Genomic DNA, 15,634 nt, shown 5'->3' on the forward strand with positions numbered 1-15,634 from the left:
CCGGGATGGGTGCCGAAACCTGTAGTCGCTGACGAGCCGTGCGAGGCTGCGTCCGGCTGCGAAGCAGTCGTAAAGTCAGCTTGCACGGTTAATCAGGCATACCGCGTGTACCGGTTTTGCGACCGCTACGCGCTCGATCGCAGCCTCGTTCTACTCGTCAGCGACTACAGCACGGAGATGGTCGCGAATCTGTAGTCGCTGACGAGCCGTGCGAGGCTGCGTCCGGCTGCGGAGCAGTCGTAAAGTCTGATTTCACGGTTAATCAGGCATACCGCGTGTACCGGTTTGCGACCGCTACGCGCTCGAACGTAGCCTCGTTCTACTCGTCAACTGCTACGCAGTGGTATGAGTTGCTAAATTCGTAGCAACTGACGAGCCGTGCGAGGCTGCGTTCGGCTGTGAAGCAGTCGTAAAGTCAGCTTGCACGGTTAATCAGGCAAACCGCGTGTACCGTTTTTGCGACCGCTGCGCGCTCGATCGCAGCCTCGTTCTACTCGTCAGCGACTACAACACGGAGTTGGTGGCGAGTCTGTAGCTTCATAGAGGGGCTGGATAAAGTCGAGTTCCTTGAAGACAAGCGTACGCAGCTGACGCCGTCGCCCATCGCTCTCCAGGACGCTGAAGATAAAAATCTTCCAAGAGACAAACCATGCTAATCGGCTGTGCGCGTGGCTCGACGAAGGATCAGTGCCTGGTGTCTACGCAGATGGGTAAGCACATTCCGATTCTTTTTAATTCCAAATAAGAATATCAATATGTTTTTTTGCGCGTTGCGAGAATAAACAGTCCCTTTTAGTATTCACTTTAAGCATTCAACGGCATCAAGAATTCAAATTGTTCTGCTGTTGAGGATTTCAAGTGTTTGGATCAAGGGTCGAGTGATGTGCTCTCGATCGTCATCGAGTAGCGATCAATGTCCGAAGAAAGTTCACTGTCAGGCCTCGCGGCCCTCGAAGCACGCTTGCGCCAGGATCTGGCCTGGCTCGATCTTCCCGCCAGTCAGTGGGTCAAACCACGCCTCAACGAAGGTGCCCCGGTGCTCGATGTGGCGATCATCGGCGGCGGTATGGCGGGCCTGGCCCTTGCTGCCGAGTTGAGGCATCTCGGTGTTGATGCAGTGATTTTCGATCAGTCCGTGGCAGGTTTTGAAGGGCCGTGGGCAACCACCGCCCGTATGCAGACCTTGCGCTCTCCCAAGCACCTGACCGGACCCGCGCTCGGCTTGCCCGCGCTGACCTTCCGTGCCTGGTTCGAAGCGCAATTCGGCGCAGAGGGCTGGGCCGGGCTGGACAAAATTCCGCGACTGCAATGGGCCGACTACCTGCGCTGGTATCGCAAAGTGCTGGCGCTGGATGTGCGCAACGAACACCGGGTCACCCGGGTTGCGCCAAGAGCAGATGCACTGGTTGAGCTGGCCATCGAAACCCCCGTACAAACCCTGCATCTGTTGGCGCGGCATGTCGTGCTGGCCACCGGGCGTGACGGCCTGGGCGGCCCTTGGGTGCCTGAACTGGCCCACCAGCTACCGGATCATCTGTGGGCGCATTCAGGGGATGGTTTGCAGGACGACTGGTTCGAAGGCAAGCGTGTGGCAGTCATCGGGGGCGGGGCCTCTGCGATGGACAGTGCAGCAACCGCGCTGGAAGCGGGCGCCACAGGGGTTGACCTGCTGATCCGGCGTGCCGAACTGCCGCGTATCAACAAAGGCAAGGGCGCCAGTCATCCGGGCATGGTTCATGGCTATTGGCGTCTGCCGGATGCCTGGAAATGGCGTATTCGCAACTACCTCAATACTCAGCAAGTACCTCCGCCCCGCGCCAGTACGATCAGGGTTTCCAGCTCGGGAAGGGCGCGGTTCCTGCTGAACAGTCCCGTCGTCTCGGTGGAGAAAAATCCTCGGGGCGGCCTGTGGTTGAACACGCCTGATGCCCGGATCGAAGCCGATTTTGTGGTATTCGCCACCGGTTTTCGCACCGACTTTGAACAGCGCCCGGAATTTGCGCCGTTCTCTTCGCACATTCGCACCTGGCGGGACCGCTTCGAGGCCCCGGCCAGTGAGCGGGATGCCGAATTGTCCGAGCTGCCGGATTTGGGCAGCCGTTTCGAATTCCAGGAAAAAATACCCGGCAGTTGCCCGGGGTTGAACCATATCCATTGCTTCAGCTATCCCGCAGCCCTCAACTACGGCGCAGTTTCCGGGGATATCCCGGCCATCAGTGAAGGCTCAAAACGTTTGGCCCAGGCCTTGGTCGGCCAACTGTTCAACGAAGACATCTCACTGCATTTCGACACCATGCAACGGTTTGCCGACCCCGAACTGTTTGGCGATGAGTGGGTGGCCAGCCAGCCCACCGCTGAAGAGTTGCGGCGATGATCGGCTGGGCGCTGCGACGAGTGACTCAGTCGCTGCTGGTGATTCTGTTGATGACCCTCGTGGTGTTTATCGGCCTGAATGCCATTGGCAATCCCATGGACATCCTGGTGGGGGAAGACCTCAATCAGGCCGAACGGGTGCAAGCCATCGCACACCTGGGGCTGGACAAGCCGCTGTGGGAGCAATACCTGATCTTTCTCAAGGGCGCAGTCCACGGCAACCTCGGGCAGAGTTTTGTCTATCACGAAGACGCCATGCGCCTGATTTTGCAACGGCTGCCAGCCACCCTCGAACTGGCCTTCAGTGCGCTGTTCCTGGCGGTTGTGATTGGCGTGCCCCTGGGGATTTTTGCCGGTACCTATCCGGATCATCCGTTGTCGCGGTTGATGATGGCCTGCAGCATCATCGGCTTTTCGCTCCCGGCTTTCTGGGTGGCGTTGATGATGATCATGCTGTTCTCAATCAAGCTGGGATGGCTGCCCGCCAGTGGCCGTGGCGAAACCCGCGAGTGGCTGGGGGTGCAGTGGTCGTGGCTGACCCTGGACGGCCTGCAGCACCTGATTCTGCCCGCACTGAACCTGGCGTTGTTCAAGATCTCCCTGGTGTTGCGCCTGACCCGTGCGGGCGTTCGGGAAGTGCTGCCACAAGAGTTCGTCAAGTTTGCCCGGGCGAAGGGCCTTTCGCCGATGCGGGTGATGTTCATGCACGTCATGCGCAACACCATGATTCCCCTGGTGACGGTGCTGGCCATGGAATTGGGATCGACCATTGCCTTCGCGGTGGTCACCGAAAGCATCTTCTCCTGGCCCGGCGCAGGGAAACTGATTCTGGACAGCATCAACGCCCTGGATCGTCCGGTGGTGGTGGCCTATCTAATGGTGGTCGTGGTGATCTTTGTCGTGCTCAACCTGATTGTCGACGGTTTGTATTACCTGCTTGACCCCCGCGTGCGGATCGAGGCCTCCCGATGAGTGCCGTTGAAAAAGCGTTACCGACCCGCATGCCATTGCAGGCCCAGTCGCCCTGGCGTCGAGTGGCCGTCGAGTACATGAATTCGCCAACGGCAGTCGCGGGGCTTGTGGTGTTGGTGCTGATCGTCCTGGTGGCGATTCTAGCCCCGTGGATCGTGGTGCAAAATCCCTACGACCTGATGCAGCTCAACGTGCTGGATGCGCGCCTGGCACCGGGAAGCACCAACATGGACAGTGGCTACACCTATTGGCTTGGCACCGATGGTCAAGGTCGCGACCTGGTCTCGGCAATCATGTATGGCCTGCGCATCAGTTTGTGGGTTGGTATCGGGTCGGCGTTGATCGCGGCGTTTATCGGCACGCTGCTGGGCCTGGTGTCGGCGTATGTCGGGGGCTGGGTAGACGTGTTGCTGATGCGCCTGGTGGACCTGTTGCTGTCGTTCCCGGTGATTCTCATGGCGCTGATGATCCTTGCGTGGCTGGGCAAGGGGGTCGGCAATGTGATGCTCACGTTGATCCTGCTGGAGTGGGCCTATTACGCCCGCACTGCACGCGGCCAGGCGTTGACCGAAAGTCGGCGCGAATACGTCTACGCCGCGCGGGGCCAGGGTATTGGTCCGTGGCGCATCGTCACCGGGCATATCCTGCCCAATTGCCTGCCGCCGCTGATTGTCATCGGCGCATTGCAGATCGCCCGGGCGATCACCCTGGAAGCGACGTTATCGTTTCTGGGCCTGGGTGTGCCTGTCACGGAGCCTTCCCTGGGCTTGCTGATCGCCAACGGCTTCCAGTACATGCTCAGCAACGAATACTGGATCAGCCTGTTTCCGGGGTTGGCGCTGTTGATCACCATCGTCGCGATCAATCTGGTCGGCGACCGGTTGCGTGATGTCCTGAACCCGAGGTTGCAGCGATGAGCCTGCCTGAAATGTCGTTGTCGTCGCTGGCATTGGAACAGCCAACCCTGGATGTGCGTGGTCTCTGCACCTCGTTTTATACCCGGGCCGGGGTGCTTCCAGCGGTGCGCGACTTGTCGTTGCACGTGCAGCCAGGTCGAATTCTGGGGCTGGTGGGCGAGTCGGGATCCGGCAAATCAGTGACCGGTTTTTCCATTCTCGGGCTGGTGGATGAGCCTGGCCGCATCAGTGGCGGCCAGGTGTTGTTCAAGGGGCGCGACCTCACACAACTCTCGGTGTCCGAACTGCGCGCGTTGCAAGGCAACCGGATCGCGATGATTTTCCAGGACCCGATGATGACCCTCAATCCGGTGCTGCGGGTCGACACGCAAATGATCGAAGCGGTGCGTGCCCATCGCCCACTGAGCAAGCGCGACGCTAGGGAGCACGCCAGCCGCACGCTGGCGCTGATGGGCATCGCCAGTCCTGAAGAACGCCTGCGGGCTTATCCCCACCAGTTGTCCGGTGGCATGCGCCAGCGGGTGGCGATCGCCATCGCACTGCTGCATTCGCCTGACCTGATCATCGCGGATGAGCCGACCACGGCGCTGGACGTGACCATCCAGGCGCAGATCCTCAGTGAAATGCAAAAGCTGGTGCGCGAGCAGGGCACGTCGCTGATCTGGATCACCCATGACCTGTCGGTGGTGGCCGGGCTGGCCGATGACGTGGCCGTGATGTACGCCGGTCGTATCGTCGAACAGGGACCGGTCGCCGACGTGCTTGATCGTCCACAACACCCTTACACCCAGGGATTGATCGACAGTCTGCCCAGCCGTAACAAGCGTGGCCAGCGGCTGCGGCAGATTCCCGGCATGGCGCCGGACCTGTTCTCGATGCCGCCTGGATGTGCCTTCGCCGAGCGCTGTACGCGGGCGTCCGCGGCCTGTGCACAGGAACCGGAACCTCGCGAGATCGTACCGGGCCAGACCGTTCGTTGCTTTCACCCTGGAGCTGGCCATGCGCAGTGATCACGTCCCCCTGATAGAACTCAAGCAGGTCAGCAAGACATTTGGTACGCCCGTGGCTGAGCATTCAGTTCAACACCTGTTGCAACGTTTGCACCTGACTCGCCCCAGACCCGTCACCCATGCAGTCGATCGCGTTGACCTGCGCATCAACCGCTCGGAAGTGGTGGGCCTGGTGGGTGAGTCCGGCTGTGGCAAATCAACCCTGGGGCGCATGGTGGCGGGGTTGCTGCCGGTGTCATCAGGTACCGCGCTGGTGGACGGGAAATCCCTGGACAACCTGACGGCCGATGAGCGCGAGGCCGTTCGCATGAAGGTGCAGATGATCTTTCAGGACCCGTCATCGAGCCTCAATCCGCGTCTGCGGGTGGACCGGATCGTCGGCGAGGGCGCGTTGCTGCATGGCTTGACCGACAAGCAGGGTTTCGACGATTACGTCAGTGCGCAACTGCAACGGGCCGGGCTCAGCCCGCAACTGCGCCAGCGCTATCCCCATCAGTTCAGTGGCGGCCAGCGCCAGCGTATCGGCATTGCCCGAGCACTGGCGGTACAGCCGCAACTGCTGGTGTGCGATGAGTCAGTGGCGGCGCTGGACGTGTCGATCCAGGCACAGATTCTCAATCTGTTCATGGACCTGCGCGACGAGCTGGGTCTGACCTATCTGTTTATCAGCCATGACCTGGGCGTCGTCGAGCACCTGTGCGACCGCGTCGTAGTGATGTACCTGGGGCGAGTGGTCGAGAGCGCTTCGGTGGATGACCTGTTTGCCCGCGCCAACCATCCCTACACCCAGGCCCTGTTGGCGCAGATTCCCCGTTTTGATGTCCGCAGTACCCGTTATGACGCGATCAAAGGGGAAATCCCCAGCCCGCTGAACCCGCCCGCCGGGTGTCATTTCCATCCTCGCTGCCCGCACGCCACCGCGCGCTGCTTCAGCGAAGCTCCAGCACTCAGGGAGGTTTCGCCGAACCACCTGAGCGCGTGTCACCTCAACGACCACTTTTGAACGAGCGCCAAGACGCTCGTCATGCTCATTGCCATTACGTGCAAGGAAATACCCATGAAGCCACTTGTTCGTTCATTGTTAGCCTCGGCGCTTATCCTGGCGGCCGGTACTGCTGGTGCCCAGTCCCTGCGTATCGGTTACGCCGACCCTGTGTCGTCCCTCGATCCGCAATTGAATAATTACGCCGGTGACCGGTCGGTGGCGCTGCATGCCTTCGAGTCGCTGGTCAGTCGCCGCGACGACAAAACCCTGCCGGGTTTGGCCAAGAGCTGGAAAGTCATTGATGACACCACCTGGGAATTCGTCTTGCGCGACGATGTGAAATGGCAGGACGGTACGCCTCTGACCGCCGATGATTTCGTGTTCTCGTTCGAGCGCGCCCGCAGTGTTCCTGGCAGCGTGGCGTCGTATGCCGGGGCGACACGCACAGTGGCATCGGTCACGGCAAAAGACGCTCACACGTTGATCATCACGACCCGCACGCCGAACGCGAATCTGCTGCCGGACGTGGACTCGATCTATATCGTCAGCCGTCACGCTGGCGCCACTGCAAGCAGCGCCGATTACAACTCGGGCAAGGCGATGGTGGGTGTGGGGCCTTACCGCTTCGTCTCCTACGTGCCGGGTGACCGGACGATTTTCGAGCGCAACGACGCGTACTGGGGCGCCAGACCGACCTGGGACAAGGTCGATTACCGCTTTATCGCCAACGCTGCCAACCGCACGGCAGCATTGCTTGCTGGTGACGTGGATGTGATTGACAAGGTTTCGCCGACGGATGTCGAGCGCCTGCGCAAAACACCGAGCGTCAGTGTCTATGCCTATCCGGGCTTGCGTGCGCTGATCATCCAGCCCAGCTTTCGCGAAGGCCCCAACCCGTTCATTCGTGACAACGCAGGCCAGCCGCTGGCTGAAAACCCGCTGCGTGATGTGCGGGTGCGCAAGGCGCTGTCACTGGCTATCAACCGCCAGGCCATCAATGACCGGATCATGCAGGGCACCGTCACCGAGGCCAACCAATGGATGCCCGCCAACACCTTCGGCTACAACCCGGACGTGAAAAACATTCCATACGACCCCGCACAGGCCAAGGAACTGTTGGCGCAGGCAGGCTTCCCACAAGGCTTTCAATTAACCGTCCATGTTCCGGGTGATCGCTATCCGCAGGCACCGGAAACGATGCAGGCGGTGGCACAGTTCTGGTCGCGGATCGGGGTCAAGGTCCAGCTCGAAGTATTGCCGTGGGCCGTGTATGCCGGTAAAGCCAACAAGAATGAACTGGCGATCAGTGTGATTGCCTGGGGTAACGGTACGGGCGAAGCGGCGTATGCACTGACCAACATCCTGACCACGGTAGACAGCAACAAAGGGCAGGGCGCCTCCAACTGGGGTCACTACAGCAATGCGCGGGTGGACAAGGCGCTGCTGGATTCGACCGCCGAGTTTGATGAAGGCAAGCGCCGCAAGATCCTTCAGGACTCGGTCCAGGTGGTCAGTGACGACGTCGGCATCATCCCGCTGTTCCACTACCAGAACATCTGGGCGGCCCGCAAAGGCTTGAAAGTCGAGCCGCTGGTCAGCGACCGCACGGCGGCGACCATGGTGACCGAACAACCTTGAACCGTTTTGCGCCGGAGCCTCAAGGGCTCTGCGCGCAACGCTCGCCCCATAGCCTTGAAGGACGTGTCATGACCTCAACCGTTGAACCCGCTGCAGATTTGCTCGACAGCCTGCTGCACATCCAGCCCGGAACCCATCTGCACGCCGTACGCCATGCCCGGGGCAAGGTCGCCTCGGCGACACAGGGCAGCCACGATGTGTTTTTTGATCCGGCACTTGAAAACAACCTGACACTGACCGAGCGCCTGTGGGTGGCTTACTACGCCGCGCGCCTGACACCCCACGGGACGTTGACCGCACACTACCTTGAGCAGTTGCACGTGCTGGGCGCGGATAACACCGTGCAGGCGGCCATCGATTCGGGGGCTATTGAAGCACTCGGCGATGCGCGCCTGCGGGGAATTTTGCGCTTCACCCAAACCTTGATCGAGTCTCCGGTGCACGGTGATCAGGCGGCCTTGCAAGCGCTTCAACAGGAAGGCCTGGGCACTGCCGAAATCGTCGTGCTGGCGCAACTGATTGCCTTCATGTCCTATCAGGTACGTCTGGCCGCCGGGCTCGACGCGTTACTGTCAGCGGGAGCCGCCAGATGAGCGACCTTATTCGCAGCCACGGATTCACCAACGAAACACTGGGATGGAAAGCCTGGCTACCCACTGTCGACTTGAGCAGCGCCACGGACGAGCAAGTGGCCGTGTTGCAAGAGAGCCATCCCCAGGCCCTGACATCGGACTACTACCTGACACTGGCCCATCACCCCGAGGTCCTTCGCCAGCGTTCCCAGGCATTCAACGCCATCATGTATGCACCGGGCGGTTTGTCCCGTGCCGAACGTGAACTGGCGAGCACCGTCGTGTCGCGGGTCAATCGATGCGTGTACTGCGCCTCGGTGCATGCTCAGCGGTTCGAGCAACTGGCCAAGCGCAACGACGTGATCAGCGAGGTGTTTGCCGACCCTGCAACGGCGGGTACGACAGACAGGGAAAAGGCGATTGTGCACTTCGCCATTGACCTGACCCTGGAGCCATCTTCGCTCAGCGCCCGTCACATCCAAACGCTTCGCGACCAAGGGCTGGACGACGCACAGGTGTTGGACCTGATCCACGCGATCTCGATTTTCGCCTGGGCCAATCGACTGATGTTGAACCTGGGTGAGCCGGTGTTTAGCGCGCCTTAGTGCTTGAGCATTGCCACAAACCCATGGGCTGACTCTTCAAGGGCAGTCTGGCAAAGCCATAAAAAATCCCGCTTAATGACAGCAATGTTGTTCACATAAGCGATTTATGCCTCTGTGGGAGCGGGCTTGCTCGCGATGGTCGTTAACGATGACGCGTATTGACTGAGTCAATGCGGCGCTCTGAAAACCATCGCGAGCAAGCCCGCTCCCACACTTGAGCAGCCTTGCGCTTAATGACAGGCGGGTTTACAGAAAATTAACGTGACCTCATATTCTTCCGCACAGAAGCATGTGGGGATCGATTTTCCATTGTTGAGTACTTCGTCAGCGTGAACTGGGATGATCTGAAAGTCTTTATCTTCGTCGCCAAGTCGAACAACGTGACCGAGGCTGCACACTCGCTCAATGTTTCGGCATCGACGGTGTCGCGCAAGATCGCCGCACTTGAAGATTCGCTCAGTACCGTGTTGTTCTTGAAAAAGACCAACGGCTACTTCCTGACGCAAGCTGGCAGGGCACTGCTTCCACTGGCGCTAGAGACGCAGGAGCGTTTCAAGCTCATTGAGCGACAGATGTCGCAGCCAGGCAATCGAATGGCTGGGCAGGTGCTTATCGATTGCCCGGAGCTGATGGGCACGCACCTGATCATTCCCGGGCTGGCGGATTTTCGGGATCAATACCCCGGTATCAGCTTCGACTTCGTCAACACGGCGGTGTCTTCAAAACTCACGCAAAGCCACAGCGACATCATTGTCCGATTGCGCAGACCTGAAAACGGCAACTTCACCATGCGCCGGGTCGGGACCCTGATGCAGGGTCTTTTTTGTTCTGAAGGTTATGCCGCTGCCAACAGACTGCCCGAAACGCCTGAAGACTTGAAACACCATCACTTGATTGGCTGGACTGAGGACATGGCCTATATGCCGCTCGCGCAATGGCTCAAGGAGGTGAGCCGCGACCAGACGCTCTGGATGCGCGCGCCCAACCTCACTGCCCAGCTCAAGGCTGTGGAAGCGGGTCTTGGCATTGCCGTGCTGCCGACCTATGTGGCACACCAGTCAGGCCTGCGCCAGGTCCTGGCCGATCGCCCTCTGCACAGCTCCGATATCTGGCTTCTGCGCAATCAGGCTACGCAAGGCATAGGCCGCGTCGATCAAGTGGTGGATTATCTGATTGAGCTATTGCACAGCAAAACGGCTGCCATTTAGTAGCAACCTCTGGCCGCGGGGGCATGGAGACGGCTTAAAACGACACCGTGCGCAGGAAAATCCAGAACGCTACCGCGATCAGCATCAGCCCAAACACCACGTTCTGGAACACCAGCAGCCTGGGCCGCGCCTGGATCAGTTTCTGCACGGTCGACCCCATCGATACCCAGATGACGTGCGAGCAGAAATTCAGCGAAATCAGGGCCGCACTCAAGATCAACACGACGCTGCTGCTTGTCTCACCAGAAGGCGTGAAGGTGGAAAACATCACCAGCAACATCACGATTCCTTGCACATTGCCCAACTGCACGACGATGCCATCTCGAAACTGCAAGTGTATGGGGTTGTCGCCGGGTGCCTTCAGCGGGCGACCCAGCAGCCGCACCCCGAGCCACAGAATATAAAGGCTGCCCAGCACCTGCAGTACCCAGACCAGCCTCGGGTTGTTGATCAGCGTGTGGTAAAGGCCTAGCCCGACCAGCATCGCCAGCAGGAAATACGTGATGTCCAGGCCTGCGATAAACCGGACTGAACGCCGTACACCGCTCTGTGCACCGGAGGTTGCAACCATCAAGTTGCCAGGACCTGCACTCAGGGTCAGCGGGGCCATGGTCGACAGCCAAAGCAGCCAGTTGATGCTTAAAATTTCTTGCACGCTCTAATCCTCGATCACGGCATGGACTTAACTCCCTCAAGTCTAATTTGCGCTCACTTGGAACGTTATCGCCAAGCATGCAAAACGGTCTTCCATAAATGGGGCAAGCCCCTGAATTCTGGATGTGGCGAGCTGGTTTGAAACCATTGCCGAGAACGTGACGGGCGGTCTTCATAAAAGTGGAACTCCCACCCACGACCGCCAGTCAATTTTTATGTCCAGACAGGACACCTATTTCTAACCGGGAGAAACTCCATGAGTGGCACTTCAGACAAAATCAAAGGCCTGGCCAACGAAGCAATCGGTAATGTGAAGCAAGGTGTGGGCAAGGCTACAGGAAGTGAGAAACTGCAGGTCGAAGGGAAGATCCAGGAAAAGAAAGGTGAAGCCCAGCAAGTGGTTGGCAAGGTCAAAGACGCCGTAGACAAGAAGTAGCTTTAGGCAACGTTCATTTTTGGGGGCACGCCGTTTTTTAAGTGGCAGACGTGCCCCCAAATATGCCCCCGGAGTGGGGGAATCCAGCAGAATTCTACGGATGGCAGTGGATCAAAAAGAGCCTTTTAAACCCTCTGAAACAGGCATTCCAGAGCGGTTCCAGAGGGATCTGTCAAAGACTGTCCGGATCCCCAAAAAACATCTGTATCCGTGACCGCAACCAGCGCTCGCCAGGGTCGTTGTCCTGGGCGCCGCGCCAGGCCATGTGAAGTTCAAAGCTTTGCACGTCCAGTGGCGGGTCTTCGGCCCGCACGCCGCCTGCTGCCGTCAGGGCTTCGGCGGTGTAATCGGGGACGGTGGCGATGATGTCGGTGCCCGCCAGCAGGGTGCTCAGGCCATTGAACTGGGGAACGGCCAGGACCACGTGGCGCTTGCGGCCCATTTTTTCCAGTTCGGTATCGATAAATCCGCTCAAGTCTCCGGCGAATGACACCAGGGCATGGGGGCGCTCACAGAAGTCGTCCAGGCTCAGTGCACCGGGCATGGTGTCGGCCCGAAGCAGTTTGGGGCGGCTGCGTCGCAATACCTTGCGCTTGGCGTTGGCCGGCAGGTCGCTGGTGTAGCTGACGCCCACTGATATTTCGCCAGAGGCCAGCAGGGGCGGCATCAGGATGTAGTTGACGCGCCGTACCACCAAGACGATGCCCGGTGCTTCTGCGCGCAAACGCTTGAGCAACAGGGGCAGCAGGGCAAACTCGACATCGTCCGACAAGCCGATGCGAAACACCGAGGTGCTGGTTGCCGGGTTGAACTCTGAAGCTCTGCTCACCGCCGTGGAAATCGAGTCCAGGGCCGGGGACAGCAAGGCGAAGATCTCGATCGCCCGGGCGGTGGGCTCCATGCTGCGACCGGTACGCACGAACAGCGGGTCATCGAACAAGTTGCGCAGGCGTGAAAGGGCCGCGCTGATGGCCGGCTGGCCCAGAAAAAGTTTCTCGGCTGCGCGGGTCACACTGCGTTCATGCATCAAGGTTTCAAAGACGATCAGCAAATTCAGATCGACGCGACGCAAGTCGTTACGGTTCATGAGGCAGGCTTCGCAGGGGTTCAACAGGTAGTGAGGTAACGGATCTTACTGGCAAAATTGTTTTTTCGTCACTCCGTAGATTTTGTTCCTGGCGGATGGGCGGGTGTTTTCTTGGGGATTTACGGCGGTTTTGCTGGGCTTGCAGGGCTTGTATCCATTTTGAATCTGTCTGCGGATCAATGTCAGGCATGTCGACTATTAATGCTGTCTGTTAGTCTTGCGCACAAAGCCCGGATAAAGTCCCGTGGTATTAGCGATTAATTAGGCGAGGTTTGTAATGTCGCGCACGATCCGTTTTCACAAGTTTGGCCCGGCCGAGGTGCTCAAGTGCGAAGAGCACGACGTCGCCGCGCCTGCGCCTGGCGAAGTGCAGGTCCGTGTCCAGGCGATTGGCATCAGTTGGTATGACGTGCTGTGGCGGCAAAACCTGGCCCCTAGCCACGCCCGTTTGCCTGCGGGTATCGGTCATGAAATGGCGGGTATCGTCACCGCCGTCGGCGACGGTGTGGATGACCTGGCGATCGGTGACAAGGTTGCCAGCTTCCCGGGCCAGAGTGCCAACGACTATCCAACGTATGGCGAGCTGATTCTGATGCCGCGCTCAACGCTGACCCGTTACCCGGACGTGTTGTCTGCGGTTGAAGCCAGCGTGCATTACACACCGTTGTTGATTGCCTACTTTGCCTATGTGGACCTGGCGCAGGTCAAACCGGGGCAAACCGTGTTGATTACCGATGCCAGCCACTGTGCGGGGCCATCGTTTGTGCAGTTGGGCAAAGCCCTTGGCCTGAAGGTCATTGCCGCGACCAAGGATGCCGCAGAACGCGAGTGCCTGCTGAGCCTGGGTGCCGACAAGGTGATTGTCACCGAAGAGCAGGACCTGCTGATGCAGGTCAACAAGATCACGGACAACAAAGGCGTGGACGTGGTGCTCGATGGCCTTGGCGGCCCGCAAATGTCCGTGCTGGGCGACGTTCTGGCGCCCCGTGGCAGCCTGGTGCTGTACGGCCTGCAAGGCGGCAATCAAACGGGGTTCCCGGGCTGCGCGTGCTTTCAGAAGAACATCAAGTTTTTTGTGCATTGCATCGGCAACTTCACCGGCAAGCCGGAACTGGGCATTGCCCAGGACGAGGAGGCCATGAAGCGCGCCCTGCGGGACATCAACCAGTTGACCGCTGACGGGGTCCTGACTCCGCTGGAGATCAAGGTGTTCCCTTTTGAACACTTTGTTGAAGCCCATCGCTACATGGACGATTGCCCGTGCCGCGGACGAGTCGCGCTGCAGCTGACGACTGCCTGATGCCGCGCGGGTAACCGCGTACAAAAACGCCCCTGGACATCACGTCCCGGGGCGTTTTTTTTCGCCCGTAGAAACCTTTCTGGGCTTGTCACCGGCAATGGTGTGAGCGAGATAACGCCCTTAAATCTATTCATAAGCATTGTAAATATTACGTTATGTATTCGTTTGAACTGGTTTCTGTAGGGCCATTCCTGTGCGTACGTACGCCCGGTCTGTGATGGACTGAAGAGTTGAGGTAAGTGTGGGCGCGTCAAATCGAGCTGCCGATAATGCGTGTCTCGATCTGGAGGAATTACCCATGGATAACTTTCATGAGCAAGCCATGAGCTCTGTCTATCAACAAGTGCTGCACCGACTCCTGGGTTTTTTCAGCCGCTCCGAGCGCATCGCGTTGCAACTGTTGATTCAACGTTTGTTAGTGGCAGCAGGGGGCGTGGAGCGCATTGGGCGTTACCGGGTAATGGTTGTTCATGAGGGGGGCAAGGAGTGCGCCTACACACTGGCTTTTTTGCGCGCCGCGCAGCTCAGTATTGCGGGGCGCTCGCCAGACACGTTCATGTTGCGTATTGCGGTACTGCGCCAGCCGCGGATGACGGTCAATGTGATGGCGCGCATTCAGGCCCAATGCAGCGAGTTGTTTATGTATGACGACAGCCGCGTGGAGTTGCTGTTGGTGGATGAACAGGGCGCTACCAGGCTGCATAAGCAGGCTGCGTTTGAGAGCCAGCCCTCGGACATGAATCGAACACAGGTTTTGATGTCGGGCCACCTGACCCAGGGCGATACCCGGGCGACATTCTTTTATGCCGACCTGTTGGGCCGGGCCAGGCTGTATCGGCGAGCCTGCGATTGGGGGGCAGGGTGGATGCGTTGATCGACCGGCGCCCGCCCACCCACCTTGGGCAATACGTGACGTGGATTCAGCAGGTTGCACAGCTGCAGGGGCATGCCCCCTTTGACCAGCACCGTCAGGGTTTCGACAGCGCGGTCAAACTGTGCTGCAAGCTGGATGACGACTACAGGCAGTTATTGCGCCTGCCAGCGGCGCCCTGCAATGACCCCTGCGTTGGCGAAGTTCCCGGTGACATAAATGTGATCAATGTCTTTGATTGCCTGTGTCAGGAAATGGACGTTTTACACTCCCCGGTGCTGATGTTTGTGGAGGGGCCCTGGCGTGTAAAAAACCTGGATATCGAGGAGCCTCAAGCGGCTGTGGTTTTGGTGGCTGCCCATGTGCACGGCTTGCGGGGGGCTTACCGCCAGGGTGTGGATTACAGTGTTGGAGCAGATGCTTACTTGCGACGCGCGTCGATAGAAAACAGGTGCAATGACCGATTCAAGGGCCAATTGATAAAGCAGTTGGAGGCGGTGTTCGATACGCCGGAAAAACTGGATCAGTTACATGGTGCCGCCACTCAGTACCTGAGCGAACTGCACGGTGTCAGCGAAGAGCAGTTGGGGTGCCTGATGTGTTCGCCCTTTGTGAATCAGGCCCGCGGCCTTGAACACTTCCTGCACAATTACTACCCCGAAAAAAAGCATCTCATCCACGAATTTCGTCAGGTATTGAGGGACAAGAACACGCTGTCACAGGTTGATGTCACCTGGCTTGAATCCATAAGCGGGCTTCCCCTTGCGTCTTTGCAGGCGCTGTATCACATGCAAGAAATCGACTTCAGGGACTGCGATTCCCTGATTTCCCTCTTGTGGGCCCATGACCCCGGCAATAAGCCCGGGCATACAGTCCCTGCGGATTAAGAGGCCGTTTCACTCCAGGTTCAACGGCTCGCCAGCCTCTCTGACGAGCCCCGTCTTGCACGCCACTCATCCAATAGGATTTGCCAGAGTACTGGGCAAACTGATATCTGTACGCATAT

At 58.9% G+C, this 15,634-nt stretch carries 15 protein-coding genes; 13 read left to right on the top strand and 2 right to left on the bottom strand.

Annotated elements, in window-relative coordinates:
* Nucleotides 1–913: 913 nt before the first annotated feature.
* From V6P94_RS14680 to V6P94_RS14720, 9 genes are all read left to right on the top strand, one after another.
* Nucleotides 914–2,374, top strand: coding sequence for an NAD(P)-binding domain-containing protein (locus tag V6P94_RS14680; protein WP_133076805.1), 1,461 nt, complete (start codon nucleotides 914–916; stop codon nucleotides 2,372–2,374).
* Nucleotides 2,371–3,345, top strand: a complete 975-nt coding sequence (locus V6P94_RS14685) for an ABC transporter permease (protein ID WP_338647292.1) — start codon at nucleotides 2,371–2,373, stop codon at nucleotides 3,343–3,345. The genes V6P94_RS14680 and V6P94_RS14685 overlap by 4 nt, the downstream gene beginning before the upstream one ends.
* Nucleotides 3,342–4,262, top strand: coding sequence for an ABC transporter permease (locus tag V6P94_RS14690; protein WP_338647294.1), 921 nt, complete (start codon nucleotides 3,342–3,344; stop codon nucleotides 4,260–4,262). Before V6P94_RS14685 ends, V6P94_RS14690 begins: the two co-directional genes overlap by 4 nt.
* On the top strand, nucleotides 4,259–5,272 hold the full coding sequence (locus V6P94_RS14695) for an oligopeptide/dipeptide ABC transporter ATP-binding protein (RefSeq protein WP_133076802.1): 1,014 nt from the start codon (nucleotides 4,259–4,261) through the stop codon (nucleotides 5,270–5,272). The genes V6P94_RS14690 and V6P94_RS14695 overlap by 4 nt, the downstream gene beginning before the upstream one ends.
* Nucleotides 5,262–6,275 carry an ABC transporter ATP-binding protein gene (locus tag V6P94_RS14700; protein ID WP_338647298.1) on the top strand — a complete coding sequence of 338 codons (1,014 nt, stop codon included), beginning with the start codon at nucleotides 5,262–5,264 and terminating at the stop codon, nucleotides 6,273–6,275. The genes V6P94_RS14695 and V6P94_RS14700 overlap by 11 nt, the downstream gene beginning before the upstream one ends.
* Nucleotides 6,276–6,329: 54 nt before the next feature.
* Nucleotides 6,330–7,895 (top strand): ABC transporter substrate-binding protein, encoded by a 1,566-nt coding sequence (locus V6P94_RS14705; protein ID WP_133076800.1) that lies wholly within the window; start codon nucleotides 6,330–6,332, stop codon nucleotides 7,893–7,895.
* Nucleotides 7,896–7,963: 68 nt separating this feature from the next.
* A complete protein-coding gene (locus V6P94_RS14710) occupies nucleotides 7,964–8,488 on the top strand; it encodes a CMD domain protein (RefSeq protein ID WP_133076799.1) in 525 nt (174 codons plus the stop codon).
* Nucleotides 8,485–9,072: a peroxidase-related enzyme gene (locus V6P94_RS14715; protein WP_133076798.1), complete on the top strand. Its 588-nt coding sequence runs from the start codon at nucleotides 8,485–8,487 to the stop codon at nucleotides 9,070–9,072. Before V6P94_RS14710 ends, V6P94_RS14715 begins: the two co-directional genes overlap by 4 nt.
* A 329-nt stretch (nucleotides 9,073–9,401) precedes the next feature.
* Nucleotides 9,402–10,280: a LysR substrate-binding domain-containing protein gene (locus V6P94_RS14720; protein ID WP_133076797.1), complete on the top strand. Its 879-nt coding sequence runs from the start codon at nucleotides 9,402–9,404 to the stop codon at nucleotides 10,278–10,280.
* Nucleotides 10,281–10,314: 34 nt separating this feature from the next.
* On the opposite strand, the gene V6P94_RS14725 is transcribed toward V6P94_RS14720, so the two are convergent.
* Nucleotides 10,315–10,935, bottom strand: a complete 621-nt coding sequence (locus tag V6P94_RS14725) for a LysE family transporter (protein ID WP_133076796.1) — start codon at nucleotides 10,933–10,935, stop codon at nucleotides 10,315–10,317.
* Between the two features lie 255 nt (nucleotides 10,936–11,190).
* On the opposite strand from V6P94_RS14725, the gene V6P94_RS14730 reads away from it, so the two are divergent.
* A complete protein-coding gene (locus V6P94_RS14730; RefSeq protein ID WP_133076795.1) occupies nucleotides 11,191–11,370 on the top strand; it encodes a CsbD family protein in 180 nt (59 codons plus the stop codon).
* 172 nt (nucleotides 11,371–11,542) lie between these two features.
* Here the strand turns inward: V6P94_RS14730 and V6P94_RS14735 are convergent, their stop codons facing one another.
* Nucleotides 11,543–12,457 (bottom strand): LysR substrate-binding domain-containing protein, encoded by a 915-nt coding sequence (locus V6P94_RS14735; RefSeq protein ID WP_133076794.1) that lies wholly within the window; start codon nucleotides 12,455–12,457, stop codon nucleotides 11,543–11,545.
* Between the two features lie 277 nt (nucleotides 12,458–12,734).
* On the opposite strand from V6P94_RS14735, the gene V6P94_RS14740 reads away from it, so the two are divergent.
* The 3 genes from V6P94_RS14740 (at nucleotide 12,735) to V6P94_RS14750 (ending at nucleotide 15,515) form a co-directional block, all read left to right on the top strand.
* Nucleotides 12,735–13,757 (top strand): zinc-dependent alcohol dehydrogenase family protein, encoded by a 1,023-nt coding sequence (locus V6P94_RS14740; protein WP_133076793.1) that lies wholly within the window; start codon nucleotides 12,735–12,737, stop codon nucleotides 13,755–13,757.
* A gap of 298 nt (nucleotides 13,758–14,055) precedes the next feature.
* Nucleotides 14,056–14,631, top strand: coding sequence for a hypothetical protein (locus V6P94_RS14745; protein ID WP_338647310.1), 576 nt, complete (start codon nucleotides 14,056–14,058; stop codon nucleotides 14,629–14,631).
* Nucleotides 14,619–15,515, top strand: a complete 897-nt coding sequence (locus V6P94_RS14750) for a hypothetical protein (protein ID WP_338647313.1) — start codon at nucleotides 14,619–14,621, stop codon at nucleotides 15,513–15,515. Before V6P94_RS14745 ends, V6P94_RS14750 begins: the two co-directional genes overlap by 13 nt.
* Nucleotides 15,516–15,634 lie beyond the last annotated feature (119 nt).

Origin of the sequence: Pseudomonas sp. ML2-2023-3 (assembly GCF_037055275.1) — a bacterium.
In the GTDB taxonomy this organism is placed as follows: Bacteria; Pseudomonadota; Gammaproteobacteria; order Pseudomonadales; family Pseudomonadaceae; genus Aquipseudomonas.